Annotated in this window: 12 protein-coding genes; 2 read left to right on the forward strand and 10 right to left on the reverse strand. The window is 73.2% G+C overall.

Features of this window, described 5'->3' with window-relative positions; all coding sequences use genetic code 11:
* Nucleotides 1–50: 50 nt before the first annotated feature.
* On the reverse strand, nt 51–683 hold the full coding sequence (locus tag ACFWBF_RS03205; protein ID WP_385594344.1) for a hypothetical protein: 633 nt from the start codon (nt 681–683) through the stop codon (nt 51–53).
* A gap of 88 nt (nt 684–771) precedes the next feature.
* The gene (ahcY, locus tag ACFWBF_RS03210) at nt 772–2,208 is read right to left on the reverse strand and encodes an adenosylhomocysteinase (protein ID WP_385594347.1); all 1,437 of its coding nucleotides are present in this window, start codon (nt 2,206–2,208) and stop codon (nt 772–774) included.
* A gap of 354 nt (nt 2,209–2,562) precedes the next feature.
* Between ahcY and ACFWBF_RS03215 the strand changes: the two genes are divergently transcribed.
* Nucleotides 2,563–4,647, forward strand: coding sequence for a fructose-specific PTS transporter subunit EIIC (locus ACFWBF_RS03215; RefSeq protein ID WP_385594352.1), 2,085 nt, complete (start codon nt 2,563–2,565; stop codon nt 4,645–4,647).
* Nucleotides 4,648–4,720: 73 nt separating this feature from the next.
* Here ACFWBF_RS03215 and ACFWBF_RS03220 read toward each other — a convergent pair whose 3' ends face one another.
* The 6 genes from ACFWBF_RS03220 to ACFWBF_RS03245 all read right to left on the reverse strand — a co-directional run bounded on the left by ACFWBF_RS03220 (nt 4,721) and on the right by ACFWBF_RS03245 (nt 10,314).
* Nucleotides 4,721–5,656, reverse strand: coding sequence for a cation diffusion facilitator family transporter (locus tag ACFWBF_RS03220; protein ID WP_385594356.1), 936 nt, complete (start codon nt 5,654–5,656; stop codon nt 4,721–4,723).
* Between the two features lie 72 nt (nt 5,657–5,728).
* On the reverse strand, nt 5,729–6,886 hold the full coding sequence (manA, locus tag ACFWBF_RS03225; protein ID WP_385594360.1) for a mannose-6-phosphate isomerase, class I: 1,158 nt from the start codon (nt 6,884–6,886) through the stop codon (nt 5,729–5,731).
* A gap of 49 nt (nt 6,887–6,935) precedes the next feature.
* A complete protein-coding gene (locus tag ACFWBF_RS03230; protein ID WP_385594363.1) occupies nt 6,936–8,069 on the reverse strand; it encodes an SIS domain-containing protein in 1,134 nt (377 codons plus the stop codon).
* Nucleotides 8,070–8,121: 52 nt separating this feature from the next.
* Nucleotides 8,122–8,310, reverse strand: a complete 189-nt coding sequence (locus tag ACFWBF_RS03235) for a Trm112 family protein (RefSeq protein WP_365916561.1) — start codon at nt 8,308–8,310, stop codon at nt 8,122–8,124.
* 180 nt (nt 8,311–8,490) lie between these two features.
* Nucleotides 8,491–9,861, reverse strand: coding sequence for a phosphomannomutase/phosphoglucomutase (locus ACFWBF_RS03240; RefSeq protein ID WP_385594366.1), 1,371 nt, complete (start codon nt 9,859–9,861; stop codon nt 8,491–8,493).
* A 78-nt stretch (nt 9,862–9,939) separates the two neighbouring features.
* Nucleotides 9,940–10,314, reverse strand: coding sequence for a DUF3499 domain-containing protein (locus ACFWBF_RS03245; protein WP_385594368.1), 375 nt, complete (start codon nt 10,312–10,314; stop codon nt 9,940–9,942).
* A gap of 217 nt (nt 10,315–10,531) precedes the next feature.
* Here ACFWBF_RS03245 and ACFWBF_RS03250 point away from each other — a divergent pair, with 217 nt between their 5' ends.
* Nucleotides 10,532–11,014, forward strand: coding sequence for a metallopeptidase family protein (locus ACFWBF_RS03250; RefSeq protein ID WP_385594371.1), 483 nt, complete (start codon nt 10,532–10,534; stop codon nt 11,012–11,014).
* Nucleotides 11,015–11,048: 34 nt separating this feature from the next.
* Here ACFWBF_RS03250 and ACFWBF_RS03255 read toward each other — a convergent pair whose 3' ends face one another.
* Both ACFWBF_RS03255 and ACFWBF_RS03260 read right to left on the reverse strand, forming a co-directional pair.
* Nucleotides 11,049–12,536: a DUF5719 family protein gene (locus ACFWBF_RS03255; RefSeq protein ID WP_385594373.1), complete on the reverse strand. Its 1,488-nt coding sequence runs from the start codon at nt 12,534–12,536 to the stop codon at nt 11,049–11,051.
* The gene (locus ACFWBF_RS03260; RefSeq protein ID WP_385594376.1) at nt 12,533–16,210 is read right to left on the reverse strand and encodes a glycosyltransferase; all 3,678 of its coding nucleotides are present in this window, start codon (nt 16,208–16,210) and stop codon (nt 12,533–12,535) included. The genes ACFWBF_RS03255 and ACFWBF_RS03260 overlap by 4 nt, the downstream gene beginning before the upstream one ends.
* Between the last annotated feature and the right edge of the window lie 221 nt (nt 16,211–16,431).

Below are 16,431 nucleotides of genomic sequence, written 5' to 3' on the forward strand. Positions count from 1 at the left end.
GAGGTGCCGTACCGGGCGCCGCGACGCGGTGAACCTTTCCGGTCACAGCACTAGACGCCCTGGTCCTGGCCGTTGAGGGAGGACGGCGGGGTTTCCAGGTGTTCGAGTTCGATGCCGGGCGCCGAGAGGACCACGTCCCCGGCGAGGTGGATCGTGTGGACCTCGCCGGTGTCCAGGGCGCTGACCTGGTATTCGTCCACCAGCAGCGGGCCGCTGTCGGTGGGGTGTTCCTCGCGTCGCAGCAGGGCCCAGGCCTGGTCGACGGTGCGGGGGGCCAGCACCGGGTCGGTGAGTGCGACGAGCCGGACGCGGGTGGCGGGGGCGCCGGGGGTCAGGCGGAGCAGCCGGGCCGTCGCGACGAGGAAGGCCGGGGAGGTGCCGGTGAAGCCGGGGGCCTGGACGTTGCCCTCGGTGGCCTCGGCGCCGGCGGGGTCGGTGCGTACCCAGGTGACGCCGTCGATGGCGGCGCCGCGGACCTGCCAGCTCGCGGCGTTCACCTCGAGGCGGATGGGGCGTCCGAGTTCGTCGATCGCGAGGTCGACGGAGCCGCGGTGGTCGCCGTCCGGGCCGGTGATCTGGGAGACGTAGCGCCAGCCGGAGGGGCCCGGGGCGCAGTGGAAGTGCTCCTCGCCTAGCGGGGTGTGGTCGTGCGGGTCGTGGAGCGAGTAGCGGCCGCGGGGCATGGGTCCGGAGTCCAGTCCTTGGGTGGGTACGGGGCAGGCCCCCGGCGTGGTGCCGGGGGCCTGGCTCGGTGCTGTGGATCCGCGGGGATCAGTAGCGGTAGTGGTCCGGCTTGTACGGGCCCTCGACCTTGACGCCGATGTAGTCGGCCTGCTCCGGGCGCAGGGTGGTGAGCCTGACGCCCAGGGCGTCGAGGTGCAGGCGGGCGACCTTCTCGTCGAGGTGCTTGGGGAGCACGTACACGTCGGTGGGGTACTCGGCCGGCTTGGTGAAGAGCTCGATCTGGGCCAGGGTCTGGTCCGCGAAGGAGTTCGACATCACGAAGGACGGGTGGCCGGTCGCGTTGCCCAGGTTCAGCAGGCGGCCCTCGGAGAGGACGATCAGGACCTTGCCGTCGGGGAACTTCCAGGTGTGGACCTGGGGCTTGACCTCGTCCTTGACGATGCCCTCGATCTTGGCCAGGCCGGCCATGTCGATCTCGTTGTCGAAGTGGCCGATGTTGCCCACGATGGCCTGGTGCTTCATCTTGGCCATGTCGGCGGCCATGATGATGTCCTTGTTGCCGGTCGTGGTGATGAAGATGTCGGCCGTCTCGACGACGTCCTGGAGCGTGGCGACCTGGTAGCCGTCCATCGCGGCCTGGAGGGCGCAGATCGGGTCGATCTCGGTGACGATGACGCGCGCGCCCTGGCCGCGCAGCGACTCGGCGCAGCCCTTGCCGACGTCGCCGTAGCCGCAGACGACCGCGACCTTGCCGCCGATGAGGACGTCGGTGGCGCGGTTGATGCCGTCGATGAGGGAGTGGCGGCAGCCGTACTTGTTGTCGAACTTCGACTTCGTGACGGCGTCGTTCACGTTGATCGCCGGGAAGAGCAGGGTGCCCTCGGCCATCATTTCGTACAGGCGGTGGACACCGGTGGTGGTCTCCTCGGTGACGCCGCGGATCTCGGACGCGAGCTGCGTCCACTTCTGCGGGGTCTCGCCCAGGGTGCGGTTGAGCAGGGTGAGGATGTAGCCGTACTCCTCGGAGTCCGCGGTGGCCGGGTCCGGGGCGGAGCCGACCTTCTCGAACTCGACGCCCTTGTGGACGAGCAGGGTGGCGTCACCACCGTCGTCGAGGATCATGTTCGGGCCGCCGGTGGGGGTGTTCGGCCAGGTCAGCGCCTGCTCCGTGCACCACCAGTACTCCTCCAGCGTCTCGCCCTTCCAGGCGAAGACGGGGACGCCCTGCGGGTTCTCCGGGGTGCCGTTCGGGCCGACGGCGATGGCCGCGGCCGCGTGGTCCTGGGTGGAGAAGATGTTGCAGGAGGCCCAGCGGACGTCGGCGCCGAGGGCGACGAGCGTCTCGATGAGGACGGCGGTCTGCACGGTCATGTGCAGGGAGCCGGTGACGCGCGCGCCGGCCAGGGGCTGGGTCGCCGCGTACTCCCGGCGGATCGACATCAGGCCCGGCATCTCGTGCTCGGCCAGGGTGATCTCCTTGCGGCCGAAGGCGGCAAGGCTCAGGTCTGCGACCTTGAAGTCCATGGGTGCTGCTCCTCATGGTTCGAGAGGGTGGGTACGGCTGAGCTGTGCACCGGCCGTGGTGAGACGGGGCGGCACACCGAGCACAGTCCGTCGGGGGCCCTCTCTCCCCTCGGCCGGTCACGGGGACCGCCCGACCGCCATCAGCAGCGACGCCTGACACTGATGACGAATCTACACCGATCGACGGAGCGTGCCCCAGTCCGCGGAGGGGCACGTCCGATCTTGAGGTCGGGCCTTCCAGCGGAACAGTTCAGGGCCTTTCGGACTTTTGATCCGCCTCCTGCCTGTAGCAGGATGCGGTGGGGTCGGGTCGGATGCGCGATCCCGCAGGACCGAAGGCGTGAGGAGATTCCAGTGACCAGTCCGGCAGGCCCTCCCGGTGACGCAGGCACGAGCGGGCGCAGTCCCGTGAAGTTGGTTGCCGTGACCGCGTGTCCCACGGGCATCGCGCACACCTACATGGCCGCGGAGAAGCTCCAGCAGGCCGCCGATCGGCTCGGTGTCGGGATGAAGGTGGAGACGCAGGGCTCCATCGGGGCCGAGAACGTGCTCACTGACAACGATGTCAGGGAGGCGGACGCGGTCATCATCGCCGCCGACAAGGAGGTCGACCGCGAGCGCTTCGCCGGCAAGCGGGTCCTGGCGACGGGCGTGGCGGACGGCATCCACGAGCCGGAGGAACTGATCGAGCGCGCGCAGAGCGCGCCGGTACAGGCCGGGACGACCGCCGCCGCGGGCAGCGGCAGGGGCGCGGGCGGCGCGGGCGCGGGCGGCGGGCGGGAGCGCAGCCAGGCGTACAAGGCGCTGATGAACGGCGTCTCGTACATGATCCCGTTCGTGGTGGTCGGCGGTCTGCTGCTCGCGATCTCGATCGCGCTCGGCGGGCACACGACGCCGAAGGGCATCGAGTTCGAGAAGGACTCGTTCTGGTTCTACGTCAACGCCCTCGGCGGGCTCGGCTTCAAGCTGATGCTGCCGATCTTCTCCGGCTACATCGCCTACGCACTCGGCGACCGCCCCGCGCTGGTCCCCGGCATGATCGGCGGTTTCCTGGCCGCGGACGCCGTCCACATCTACGGCGCGGACGCGAACGCGGGCTTCCTCGGCGCCATCGCGACGGGCTTCCTCGCCGGCTATCTGGTGATCTGGATCAAGAAGGTCAAGGTCCCGAAGTTCGTCATGCCGATCATGCCGATCATCGTGATCCCGGTGTTGTCGACCTTGGCGCTCGGACTGCTCTACATCTACGTCATCGGCCGGCCCATCTCCTGGGTCTTCACGAACCTCACCAGCTGGCTGAACGGGATGACCGGCTCCAGCGCGATCGTGCTGGGCGCCCTGATCGGCCTGATGATCGCCTTCGACATGGGCGGTCCGGTCAACAAGACCGCCTTCCTCGTCGCCGTCGGCCTCATCGGCACCAACAACCACGTCATGGGCATGGCCGCCGCGGCCATCCCGGTCATGCCGCTCGGCCAGGGCCTGGCCACGCTGCTGCGCCGCAAGCTCTACGGCGACCAGGAGCGGGAGACCGGCATCGCCGCGCTGTTCATGGGCTTCTTCGGCATCTCCGAAGGTGCCATTCCGTTCGCCGCCGCACGGCCCGCGCAGGTCATCCCGGCGAACATGCTCGGCGGTGCGGTGGCGGGTGCCGTCGCCGGCCTGGCCGGTGTCGAGAACTCCGTACCGCACGGCGGTCCGATCGTGGCGCTGTTCGGCGCCGTCAGCGGTGTCGCGATGTTCTTCGTCGCCATGGCGATCGGTGTGGCCGTCACGGCGCTCACCACGAACGCGCTCATCGAGATCAAGCTGCGCAGGAGCGGTACGGCGCCCGGGTCCGTCGCGGCCGCGGCGGTACGGGAGCCCGCGCTCGTCGGCGCCGGTACCGGTACCGCGGCGGCCGTCCAGGCGGCCCAGGCCCAGGCCCAGGCCCAGGCTCCGGTCCAGGCCCCGGCAGCGGCCCCGGCCGGCGCCGCGGAGCCCGAGGTGCTGTCCGGGTACCTGACCGCGCGCACCGTGAAGACCGAGTTGGCCTCGGACTCCAAGGAGGCGGCGATCCGCGAGATGGCCGAGATGCTGGCCGGCACCGGCAACGTCCGGGACGTGGACGAGCTGGTACGCGTCGCCCTCGCCCGGGAGGCGCAGGGCACCACGGGTCTCGGCGAGTCGATCGCGATCCCGCACGCCAAGACGGACGCGGTGGCCCGCCCGACCGTGGGCTTCGCCCGCTCCGAGGAGGGCATCGAGTGGGGCGCCCTGGACGGGACGAAGGCCCGGCTGATCTTCATGATCTCGGTGCCGGAGGCCGCGGCCGGCGACGAGCACCTGCGGATCCTGGCGCTGCTGTCGCGCAAGCTCATGGACGCCGGCTTCCGGGAGCGCCTGCAGGGCGCCCCCGACGAGCGGGCGATCCTGGACGTCCTGCGCGAGATCCGGTAGCTCCCGGCCGGCACGCCTACGAGGAAGGCCCCCACGGCACTCGCCGCGGGGGCCTTCCTCGTAGGCGCAGGCGTCAGGCCTTGCCCGCCTCGTGCGCGGCGGCGTCGTAGATGTCGGGCTCCAGGTAGATCACCCGGGCGATGGGCACGGCCTCGCGGATGCGGGCCTCGGCCGCGTCGATGGCGTTCGCGACCTGGGTCGCGGTGTCGTCGTGCCGGACGGCGATCTTGGCGGCGACCAGCAGCTCCTCGGGGCCGAGGTGCAGGGTCCGCATGTGGATCACGCCGGTGACGGTGTGCCCGTCGACGAGCGCGGCCTTGATCTTCTCGACCTCTTCCGCGCCCGCGGCCTCGCCGAGCAGCAGGGACTTGGTCTCCGCGGCCAGGATGATCGCGATGATGATGAGCAGGACGCCGATGCACAGGGTGCCGATGCCGTCCCAGACACCGTCGCCGGTCAGCAGCGCGAGGCCGACGCCACCGAGGGCCAGGACCAGGCCGACGAGCGCGCCGAGGTCCTCCAGCAGGACCACGGGCAGCTCGGGGGCCTTGGCGCGCCGGACGAACTGGATCCACGTCAGCGTGCCGCGGATCTCGTTCGACTCCTTGATCGCCGTACGGAAGGAGAAGGACTCGGCGAGGATCGCGAAGACGAGGACGCCGACCGGCCAGTACCAGTGCTCGATCTCGTGCGGGTCCTTGATCTTGGCGAAGCCCTCGTAGATCGCGAACATGCCGCCGACCGTGAACAGCACGATGGAGACGAGGAAGGCGTAGATGTAGCGCTCACGCCCGTAGCCGAAGGGGTGCTGCGGTGTCTCCTCGCGCTGCGCCTTCTTCCCGCCGAGGAGGAGCAGCCCCTGGTTCCCGGAGTCCGCCAGCGAGTGGACGCTTTCCGCGAGCATCGACGAGGAGCCGCTGAAGAGGTATGCCACGAATTTGGCTACAGCGATGGCGAGGTTGGCGGCGAGTGCCGCCACGATCGCCCTTGTACCGCCCGACGCGCTCATGGATGCGGGGTGTCCTTCCTAGCCACTGACTACCGGCCGCACATTGTTGCAGCCGACGGGACGGACGCCACGTCAGACCAGCACGGTGGCACGGAATACGGTGCCGGTCCCGGACAGTTCGGCCTTTTCGCCCGCCGGTACGAAGACCGACTCGCCCGGGGCCAGGGTCAGTTCGCCCGCCATCGGGGATCCGGCGGTGCACAGCAGGATCTGCGGGGCCGCGTCCGGGAGGGTCTGCGGGGCGCCGCCGGGGGCCAGGTCGAAGCGGGAGAGCCGGAATTCGTCGATGGGGGTCTCGTAGACCTCCTCGCCGTCGCCCTCGGGGCGCAGCAGTCCGGGCTCGCGGGGCTCGAAGATGACGACCTTGAGCAGCTCCGGGACGTCGACGTGCTTGGGGGTGAGCCCGCAGCGCAGCACGTTGTCGGAGTTGGCCATCAGCTCGACGCCGAGTCCGTCGAGGTAGGCGTGCGGGATGCCGGCGCCGAGGAACATGGCCTCGCCGGGCTGGAGCCGGACGTGGTGGAGCAGCATGGCGGCGATCACGCCGGGGTCGCCCGGGTAGTCGTGCACGAGCCCCGCGTACGGCGTGTACGGGCCGCCGAGCCGGCCGGCGGCGGCCGCGGCCTCGGTGACCGTACGGGCCATCTCGGCGCGGTCGGCGGTCAGTACGGCGGTGAGCACCTCGCGCAGCGCCGCCTCCTCGGGGTGGGCGCGCAGCAGGTCGGCGTACGGCTTGAGGGAGTCGACGCCGAGGCCTTCGAGCAGCGCGGCGGCCTCCAGCGGGGGGCGGAAGCCGCACAGGCCGTCGAAGGGGGTGAGCGCGCAGATCAGTTCGGGCTTGTGGTTGGCGTCCTTGTAGTTGCGGTGGCCCGCGTCGATCGGGACGCCGCGGCTCTCCTCGTCGGCGAAGCCCGCCTCGGCCTGGGCGAGGTCGGGGTGGACCTGGAGGGAGAGCGGGGCGCCGGCGGCGAGGATCTTGAAGAGGAAGGGCAGCCTGGGGCCGAACTTGGCGACGGCGGCCGCTCCCAGCTCGCCCTCGGGGTCGGCCGCGATGACGTCCGCGAGGGTGATCGTCCCGGCGCCGCGGTCGAGGCGGGACGGCGCCCCGGGGTGGGCGCCCAACCACATCTCGGCCTGGGGTTCACCGGTCGGCTCGACTCCCAGGAGGGCCGGGATCGCGGTGGTGGATCCCCAGGCGTAGGGGCGGATCGTGTTCGTCAGGCGGTCCATCGTCGTCTTTCCTGGATCTGGAACTGGAGCGGGGCGGCCCGGGCGTGCCTCAGCCGTGTCCCCTGGAGGCCAGCGCCAGGTAGGCGGTGGCGAAGTCGGTGACGGCGAGGAGTTCGGCGAGCTGTTCGAGCTCCGTGCCCTCCTCGGGTTCGAGCTCGCTGATGGCCGTGTCGTGGCTGAGGGCGAGTTCGCGGGCGGCGGGGGCGGCGGTCAGACCGCCGGCCGGCCGGTCGCGCAGCAGGACGACGCGGGCGCGCAGGGCCTGGGGTTCCTCGACGCGGTCGCGGAAGAAGTCCTCGGGGTCGGCTCCGGCGGCGAAGGACCCGGCCAGCAGCACCCCGTGGGCGGGCAGTGCCTCGGGGAGCTCGGAGGCGAGCGCGGGGCGGCCGGCGAGCTCGGCGAGGGTGGCGGCGAAGCGGCGGCCGGCCGGGCCGGCGGCGGCGCCCTCGCTCCAGATGAGCGGGAGGGAGTCGGCGAGCTCGGAGGCGAGGGTCTTGGCCGGGTTGGAGTACGTGGCGATGGCGGGGCCGCAGCGCTCGGCGGTGCGGTCGAGCCGGTCGGCGACGAGCTGCAGGGTGCCGGGGGCCGCCGTGATCAGGCCGACCTTGTCGAGGAGGACCAGCAGCGGGGTGAGCAGCGCCCACAGGGCGCCGGGGCCGGCCGCCGCGGACTCGTCGTACTCCTGGTACGGGGCCCTGGCCATCGGTACGAGGAGCCCGTGCGCGCCGTCCACCGCCTCGCTCAGGGGCGAGCGTTCGGGCGCGACGGCGACGACGGTGCAGCCGCGCCGGTAGGCCTGCTCGGCGAGGACGGCGAGGCCGGGCTCGGTGCCGTCGGTGGTGGCGATGAGCAGCAGGTCGACGGGGCCGGCCCAGCCGGGCACCGCCCAGCGCAGTGCGCCGGGGGCGTGTGCGACCCCGGTGGGGTGCAGCCGGGTGACCGGGGCGGAGGCTCCGGCGAGGGCGCCCAGCAGGTCGGCGACGCCGGTGGCGGCGGTGCCGGGGCCGGCGATGAGCACGGCGCGGGGGCGGCCGTCGGGGCGCAGGTCCCCGAGGCCGGCTTCCGCGGCGTGCCGGGCGGCGGTGCGGACCCGGGCGCCGGCCTCGGCGGCGCCGCGGAGCAGGCCGCGGCGGTCGGCGCGGGCCAGGTCCTCCGGTGCGTCGAGGAGCGACTCGTCGAGCATGGCGGCCTCCGGCGGTGTTGACGGCGTGGGCGGTCTGCGCGGGTGGGGCGGGCTACGCGGGGCGGCGGGCCTCGTCCACGAGGAGGACCGGGATGCCGTCGCGTACCGGGTAGGCGAGACCGCAGTCCGCGGTGCCGGTGCAGATCAGCTCGGGTGCCGTCTCGTCGGCCGACTTGTCCTCGAGGGGCGAGTGGCAGGCGGGGCAGGCGAGGATCTCCAGGAGGCCGGCTTCGAGCGGCATGGGGCGGGTTCCCTTCGGGGAGGTGGATCGGGCGAGGTCAGCGTACCGCCGGTCCACCACCGGTGCGGTGCGATGTGATCCGGCGGTGCCGGTGCGCGGGCGGGCAGCGGGGGGGCTCCGCCCCGGACCCCGCGCCTCAAACCCCGGCGGGGCCGGTGGCCGGCCCCGCCGGGGTTCGGGTCAGGCGCGGACGAGGGCGAGGACCTCGTCGCGGATCTTGGTGAGGGTGGCCTGGTCGCGGGCTTCCACGTTGAGGCGCAGGAGCGGCTCGGTGTTGGAGGGGCGCAGGTTGAACCACCAGTCGGCGGTGGTGACCGTCAGGCCGTCCAGTTCGTCGACGGTGACGCCGTCCTGGGAGCCGTAGGTCTCCTTGACCAGGGCGGTGCGGCCGGCCTGGTCGGCGACGGTGGAGTTGATCTCGCCGGAGCCGACGTAGCGGTCGTAGGAGGAGACCAGGTCGGACAGGGTGCCGTCCTGGCCGCCGAGGGCCGCCAGGACGTGGAGCGCGGCGAGCATGCCGGTGTCCGCGTTCCAGAAGTCCTTGAAGTAGTAGTGCGCGGAGTGCTCGCCGCCGAAGATGGCGCCGGACTTGGCCATCTCCTCCTTGATGAAGGAGTGGCCGACGCGGGTGCGGACGGGGGTGCCGCCGTTCTCCTTGACGACCTCCGGGACGGACCAGGAGGTGATCAGGTTGTGGATCACGATGCCGGTGCCGCCGTTGCGGGCCAGCTCGCGGGCCGCGACCAGGGCGGTGATGGCGGACGGGGAGACGCCCTCGCCGCGCTCGTCGACGACGAAGCAGCGGTCGGCGTCGCCGTCGAAGGCGAGGCCGAGATCAGCGCCTTCGGCGATCACGCGGGCCTGGAGGTCGACGATGTTCTTCGGGTCGAGCGGGTTGGCCTCGTGGTTCGGGAAGGTCCCGTCCAGCTCGAAGTACATGGGTACGAGGTCCAGCGGGAGGCCCTCGAAGACGGTGGGGACGGTGTGGCCGCCCATGCCGTTGCCCGCGTCGACGACGACCTTCAGCGGGCGGATGGCGGTGAGGTCCACCAGGCCCTTGAGGTGCTCGGCGTAACCGGCGAGGCTGTCCTGCTCGGTGATGGTGCCCGGGACGGTGCCGGCGGGGATCGCCGGGGCGCCCTCGTCGGTCCACTTCTCGGCGAGCTCGCGGACGGTGGACAGGCCGGTGTCCTGGCCGACCGGGGCGGCGCCCGCGCGGCAGAGCTTGATGCCGTTGTACTGGGCCGGGTTGTGCGAGGCCGTGAACATCGCGCCGGGCAGGTCCAGCTTGCCGGAGGCGTAGTACAGCTGGTCGGTGGAGCACAGCCCGATCAGGGTGACGTCGACGCCGCGGGCGGCCGCGCCGCGGGCGAAGGCGCCGGACAGGCCGGGCGAGGAGGGGCGCATGTCGTGGCCGACGACGATGGCCGTGGCTCCGGTGACCTCGACGAACGCAGCACCGAACAGCTCGGCCAGGGGCTCGTCCCACTCGTCCGGTACGACGCCTCGTACGTCGTATGCCTTGACGATGTTCGAAAGATCTGCGGCCACTGCCTGCCCTCCTGAAGGTCCTGTGCGGTGGAGCAAACCTACCTCGTGTGGAGAGCGACTTTTCAGACGATCCACGTGTCAGGAGTCGGGCGAACGCAGGACACGGAGGTGTCCCCGGCGTGTCTCGCCGGTGGCCTGGGTGCCCTTGCGGCCGCCGCCGGCCTCGGCCGCGCGTTCCGGCGGACGGGCCGCCTCGCGCACGGCGTTGGCCAGGGCTTCGAGGTCGTCGCCGGTGGGGCGGGACGGCGCGGAGCCGTCGGAGAGGCGTACGACGTCCCAGCCGCGCGGGGCCGTCAGGCGCTCCGAGTGCTCGGCGCACAGGTCATAGCAGTGGGGTTCGGCGTAGGTGGCGAGCGGGCCGAGAACTGCGGTCGAATCGGCGTAGACGTACGTCAGTGTCGCGACGGCAGGGCGGCCGCACGCGGTGCGCGAACAGCGACGTACAAGGCTCACGACGTTGGACGGTACCGCACTCTTGACCGGGCCGCGACGACTCTCCCGCCGGTCACTCCCCCGTGTCGTCGTGGCGCGGCGTGCGGACCGTGCCCGGGTCCGGTGCGGGGAGTCCGGAACGCGGCCCAACCTTGGCCGAATCGTTCCGCGTACGACATCGGACCGTGGCCGGTGCGAAGGCCGGAGCGGGGGCGGGCGCGCGGGCTACGCTGCGGGGGTGACGGACAGCCCTCTGCCCCCTCCCCTCCCGGCCGACTCCGCCGCGGGGCCTCCCGCCGAGCCGCGGGTGCGCCGACGTGACCGGCACGGGCGCGGGATGCGCGGGCCGGTGGCCCCGCCGCAGGTGCCGCTGTCGGCGAGTCGTGCGGAGCTGTTCGGCGACCTCGTACGGGACTCCGTGGAGCGCCTGGAGCGGCGCTGGCCACAGCTGGCCGAGGTGGAGTTCCTGGTCGGGGACGTGCCGGGCCCGCCGGGCGGCGCGGACGCCGGCTGGAACGACGAAGCGGTGCCGCTGGGCGCGCTGGCGGAGCCGGCGGACGGGCGGCCGGCCCGGATCGTGGTGTTCCGCCGGCCCGTGGAGATCCGTGCGAAGTCGCGGGACGACAGGGCGCTGCTGATCCACGAGATCGTGGTGGAGCAGGTGGCGGAGCTGCTGGGGCTGTCCCCGGAGACGGTGGACCCGCGCTACGGGCAGGACTGACGCGCTCTGACGCGCCCTGCCCGTACGCGCGCTGTCAGTCGGTCAGGACCGAGAGGTCCTGGCTCGCCTTGGGGACCGAGACCGTTGAGTGGTCGTCCGACAGGGTCTGCACGGTGAACATCGGGATGCCGTCGCGCGGGATGGTCAGCGTGCGGGACGCGTGGACGGGGCCGCCGGAGAGGGTCTCCACCGTGAGGGCGTACGCGCCCTTCCCGCCGGCGGGGGCCACGGCCACCGTCTGGGTGGTGCCCGCCTTGACGGTGACCTCCTGGGAGGCCGCCTCGCCGCCCTCGGTGCCGGGTGAGGCCGTCACCTTGACCTTCGCGTCGGCGCCCGTCGCCGTCAGGGACAGCACCGTCGCGTTCTCCTCGGTCCGGTTGTCGGCGACGGTGGCCCGGGTGCCGACCGGGGCGGCGGCCTGGACGAAGCCGAGCTCCTGCTTGGCGCCGCTGCCACGGACCACCCGTACCGCCGCGACCACCGGGACCGCCGCCTTGCCGTCGGCGGGGGTCAGCACCAGCGAGCCGGGTTCGCCGCGGGTGACGTCCTTGAGGTCGACGCTCGCGGTCATGCCCGCCTTGACGTGCAGCTGTTCGTTGTCCGCCGGGCTGATGGAACCGTTCGGACCGGCGAGGCGGATCTTGAGGTCCGCGTCCTCGCCGCCGGGTGCGAAGGCGACCAGCCGTACGGAGGTGGCGTCCGCGGGGATCCCGGGCAGCACCAGCGAGCCCGCCGGGTCGACGGAGGCGGGCAGCCAGTCGGAGCCGACCCCCTCCTCGGCGGCCTGAGCGGTGGCGCCGACCCGGCCCGCGCGGGTGGTGACGTGGGCGGTGACGTCCGGGATCTGGGCGCCGGGGGCGAGGGAGGACAGGGAGATGGCCTTGGTGGACTTCGGGTCGATGCGGATGTTCTCGCTGGTGCCCTGGTCGGGCTTGAGCACCCCGTCCGGGCCGAACAGCTTGATGTCCACGACGGCCGCGGTGTCGTCGGGGTTGGTGAGGTGGACGTAGTCCTCGCGCCCCTTGGCGGTGCTCACCCCGGGGAACCAGAAGTCGGTGCCGGGCGCGGTGCAGCTCATGCCGAGCACGCCGCGGGCGCGGCCGACCGAGACCACCGTGGTCTGCTGCGCGGTCCAGCCGGGGGCGAGGAACCCGTCGGCGGTGCCGGTCAGCGCGGGCGCCTCGGCGCCGGACGCCTTGGCGCCGACGGGCTTGCCGGGCTCCTTGAGCTCCAGCACCTGCTTGGCGTCCTTGGTCGCGCCCAGCAGCCGGGCCGAGCCCTTGCCGCCGGCGGCGGCCTTGCCCGGGGTGATCGCCGTGTACTGGGTGTCGGCGATGTCGGAGGAACTGGGCGCCGGGCACACCAGCAGCGACCGCTCCACCGGCATCCGGGCGGCCGCGGCCGACGCCTTGCCCTCGGTGGCGGCGGAGGCGTCGTCGGCGGGCGCGGTGAGGGAGGCGACGGCGGTGACGGCGGCGAGCGCCGCCGCCACGGCCGCGAGCGTCAGGGGTGCGCGCTTCACTGCTGGGGGCTCCCGTCCGGACGCGGGTCGTGCTGTCCGTAGGTGTCGTACGGGTCGTACGGGTGGGGGTACTGCTGCTGGAACGGCTGCTCGTACGGCTGCTCGTACTGCTGCGGCTCGAACTGCTGGTCCTGGTAGGGCTGGTCCGCGTACGGCTGCTCGCCGTACGGCTGGTCCGGCGCGGGGTACGGCTCGTACTCCGGGGCCGGCGGCGCGTACGGGGGCTGCGGGGGCTGTTGGGGCTCCTGCTGCTCGTACGCGTAACCGTCCTGGTCGCCGTACGCCTGGTACGCGTACGTGTCCTCCCCGTACACCGGCTGCGCCGGGATGTCCGCGTACGGGTCGGCGGCGACCGCGGCGGCGGTCTCGGCGGCGGCCGTCTCCGAGGCGTTGGCGGTCTCGGCCTCGGCGCGCAGCCGGCGGGCGCGGCGGCCCTCCCCGGCCTCGCCCGGTCCGGGCTGGGCCGGGATGGCGGCCTCGTCCTCGGGCAGGTCGTCGTCGAGGCGGGCGCGGCGGCCGGGTAGGGCCATCACGAGCAGGACGAGCGCGAGCAGGCCCTGCGCCCAGTGCCAGGCGGTCCGGGTGAGGGCGTCCTCGTGGACGAGGTCGAGGCGGCCGCCGGCGGCGGGGAGCTCGAAGGCCTGCGCCCATCCGTCGACGGTCTTGGCCTTGAGCGGCTTGCCGTCGAGGGTGGCCTGCCAGCCGGGGGCGGCCCGGTCGGCGATGCGCAGGACGCGGCCCGCCTCGCCGGCCTGGATCTTGGTGTGGACCTCGACGGGGCCGGAGGCGACCGGGATCGGGGCCTCGCCGGGCTTGCCGGAGACGATCACGGCGCGGGCGACCTGGCGGTCCACCCGCCACAGGGCGCTTCCGTCGACCTGGCTGAGGCGGCTGAGGCCCGGGGTGGCGTCGAGGACCTTGCGCATCTGCTGCGGGGCGCCGTCGCGGACCAGGATGTAGCGGATGGCGAAGCCGCCGAGCTGGTCGGTCTGGTCGGCGCCGGAGCCGGCGACGAGGCTGGAGACGACCTTGTCGAGGCGGGAGTCGCTGCCGGCCTGGGCGGCCAGTTCGGCGTCGCCGAGGTGGCCGCCGGAGCCGCGGACCAGGGTGTAGGAGAGCGCGGCGGGCGAGGTGGCGCCGAGGACGAGGGTGCGGGCCTGGTCGCGGGTGCCGCTCTCCTCGGCGACGAAGGCCGGGACCTGGACGGGGTCGCGCCTCTGGAGCGGGCCGGCTGCGCCGCTCAGCATCCAGCCGGCCGCGCCGAGCAGCGGGCCGACGGCGGCGGCGAGCGCGATGAGCGCGGCCAGCGGCTGGCGCCAGCCGAAGCTGCTGGCGGCGACGCGTTCCTTGGCGCCGTCGGCGCCGAGCACGGCGGCGGCCAGCAGGGCGAGCCCGTACACGAGGGTGGCGGGCCCGGCCCAGGCGCTGCGGTTGAGGAGGACGGCGAGGACCAGCGCGGCCAGGGCGGTGGCCCAGGCGGTGCGGATGGCGAACTGCCGCTCGGAGCGCACCAGCGCGGCCAGCGCGGCCAGGACGATGCCGATCAGCACCAGTCCGCCGGCGGTCTTGGGTCCGCCGGGGCTGATGCCGAGGAGGTCGAGGGCGCTCGCGGAGCCGGTTCCGTAGGACAGTCCGGCCTCGTGCAGGAAGCGGGCGGGGTGGGTGAGCAGGCTCAGCGACCACGGGGCGAGGACGAGGACCGGGACGGCGAGGGTGGCCAGGAGCCGCGGCCCGTACGCCTTCCACTGCGCGCGGCGCATCACGAGCGCGGCGGTGCCCAGCACTGCGGCGAGCGGCCACACGACGGGGGTGAAGGCGGTGGCCAGCGTCAGCAGGAGGGTGTAGGTCCACGTCGCGCGCCAGCTGCCGGTGCCCTCGGATCCCGCGAACCCGAAGGCGGCGACCGCGGAGCGGGCGATGAGCGGGAGCAGGATCGCGAGGACGGCGGTGCCGAGGCGGCCGCCGGCGAGGGCTCCGGTGACGGCGGGGAGGAAGGCGTAGGCGATGGCGGCCCAGCCGCGCAGCAGCCGGGACTCGACGAGCGGCCGGGAGGCGAAGTAGGCGGCGAGTCCGGCGAGCGGCACCGAGCAGACGAGCAGCAGGGTCAGGGCGGTGGCGGTGGAGCCGAACATCAGGGTGGAGATCGCGCCGAGGACGGCGAGGTAGGGGGGCGCGCCGGTGGTGGAGCCGGTGCCGACGGGCTGCCAGTCGCCGGTGTAGCGGCGCCAGAGGTCGAGTCCGCTGTCGGGGGCGGGCAGCAGGGCGCCGCCCATGAGGGAGCCGCCGCCGAGCAGGGAGCGGCAGGCGATCAGGGAGACGAGCAGGAGGAGCGCGAAGAGGACGGGCGCGGGCTTGCGCGCGATCCGCTTGAGGCGCGCGAACTGTTCGATCTCCAGGTAGTCGGCGTCGTCTCCGCCGGGCCCGGACTCGACGGCGCCGCCGTGGCGTCCCGCGGCGGCGGCCTCGGTGTCGCGGTCGCCGCCGAAGTAGCCGGCGAGCTGTTCGGCGTTGGCGCGCAGGGTGGCGCCGGGCGGCGGGAAGAGCGGGCGCAGTTCCTTGGCGGGGACCGCGGGGCGGCGGCGCGCCGTGCGGGCGGCCAGGATGCGACCGGGTCTCAGCAGGGTGGCGAGGAGTCCGGTGATCTCGTCGACGGCCTGGCCGGGGGCCTTGCCGACGAGGTAGGCGAGGGTGCGCAGCACGGTGCCGACGAGGACGCGCAGCAGGACGTACGGGAGCGCGCGGCCCGAGCTGTTGGCGAGCATCGTGTAGACGGCGCCGGCCTTGTCCACGCGGTGCGGGCTGGCGGTGGTTCGGCCGGCGCAGTCGACGGTGCGGCGTTCGCGGGCGGAGGCCTCGGCGTGGCGCAGGACTGCGTCGGGGGCGATGAGGACGGTGTGGCCGGCGCTCTGGGCGCGCCAGCACAGGTCGACGTCGTCGCGCATGAGGGGCAGGCGGCGGTCGAAGCCGCCGAGGGCGTCGTACACGTCGCGGCGTACGAGCATGCCGGCGGTGGAGACGGACAGGACGGGGTGGACCTGGTCGTGCTGGCCCTGGTCCTGTTCGCGGCGGTCGAGTCCGGTCCAGCGGCGGCCGCTGCGGGCGATGGTGACGCCGACTTCGAGGAGTTGCTTCTTGTCGTACCAGCCGCGCAGCTTGGGGCCGATGACGGCGGCTTCGGGGTTGTCCTCGGCGACGCGCAGCAGTTCGGCGAGGGCGTCGGGCTCGGGGGCGCAGTCGTCGTGGAGCAGCCAGAGCCACTGGACGGGGTCGCCGTGGGGCAGTTCGGGGAGGTCGTAGTTGTCGTCGCGCCAGGTGCGGCTGACGGGGTCCCAGCCCGAGGGGCGCTTGAGGTACGGGAGGTCCTCGGGGGTGAGGGTGCCCGCGGTGCGGACGGCCTCGTCGACGGCCGCGCCGAATCCGGTGCGGCGGGCGAGGTGCAGGACCCGGTCGTCGCCGAGGGCCTCGGTGAGCAGGCGCGCGGAGTCGTCGGCGCTGCCGGTGTCGGCGGCGATGTGGCTCTGGGCGGGGCGTTCCTGGCCGAGGAGGCCGGCGAGCGTCCGGGGCAGCCAGCGGGAGCCGTCGTGGGCGACGAGCACCGCGGTGACGACGTGCCGGGGGAACTCTGGTGTGGCGGCAGCCTGGTAGGAGGCCGTCGACTGGCTGTGCAGGGACATCGCGGTACGGGCCCTCCGGCCGGGGATCCGGGGGTGGTGTGCCCTCGGAGGCTGCTGGACAGCGCCCCACACTAACGGCTGTAAACACAGCGGTCCGCCTCCAGCGGGGAAGGTGCAGGAGGCGGACCGTTTGCTCTGCTCGTCGCGATGCCGCTCTCGGTGTTCGCGGCGGTACGTGCGGCGGTACTTGTGGTGGTGCTTGCGGTGGTGCTTGCGGTGGT

The sequence above is a fragment of the Streptomyces sp. NPDC060028 genome (assembly GCF_042736725.1).
Classification (GTDB): Bacteria; Actinomycetota; Actinomycetes; order Streptomycetales; family Streptomycetaceae; genus Streptomyces.

Bases quoted from the DNA above. Each gene is read 5' to 3' on its own strand.
- ACFWBF_RS03260 (WP_385594376.1), bottom strand. From the start codon at position 16,210: ATGTCCCTGCACAGCCAGTCGACGGCCTCCTACCAGGCTGCCGCCACA.
- ahcY (WP_385594347.1), bottom strand. From the start codon at position 2,208: ATGGACTTCAAGGTCGCAGACCTGAGCCTTGCCGCCTTCGGCCGCAAG.
- ACFWBF_RS03205 (WP_385594344.1), bottom strand. From the start codon at position 683: ATGCCCCGCGGCCGCTACTCGCTCCACGACCCGCACGACCACACCCCG.
- ACFWBF_RS03235 (WP_365916561.1), bottom strand. From the start codon at position 8,310: ATGCCGCTCGAAGCCGGCCTCCTGGAGATCCTCGCCTGCCCCGCCTGC.
- ACFWBF_RS03220 (WP_385594356.1), bottom strand. From the start codon at position 5,656: ATGAGCGCGTCGGGCGGTACAAGGGCGATCGTGGCGGCACTCGCCGCC.
- ACFWBF_RS03230 (WP_385594363.1), bottom strand. From the start codon at position 8,069: ATGCTCGACGAGTCGCTCCTCGACGCACCGGAGGACCTGGCCCGCGCC.
- manA (WP_385594360.1), bottom strand. From the start codon at position 6,886: ATGGACCGCCTGACGAACACGATCCGCCCCTACGCCTGGGGATCCACC.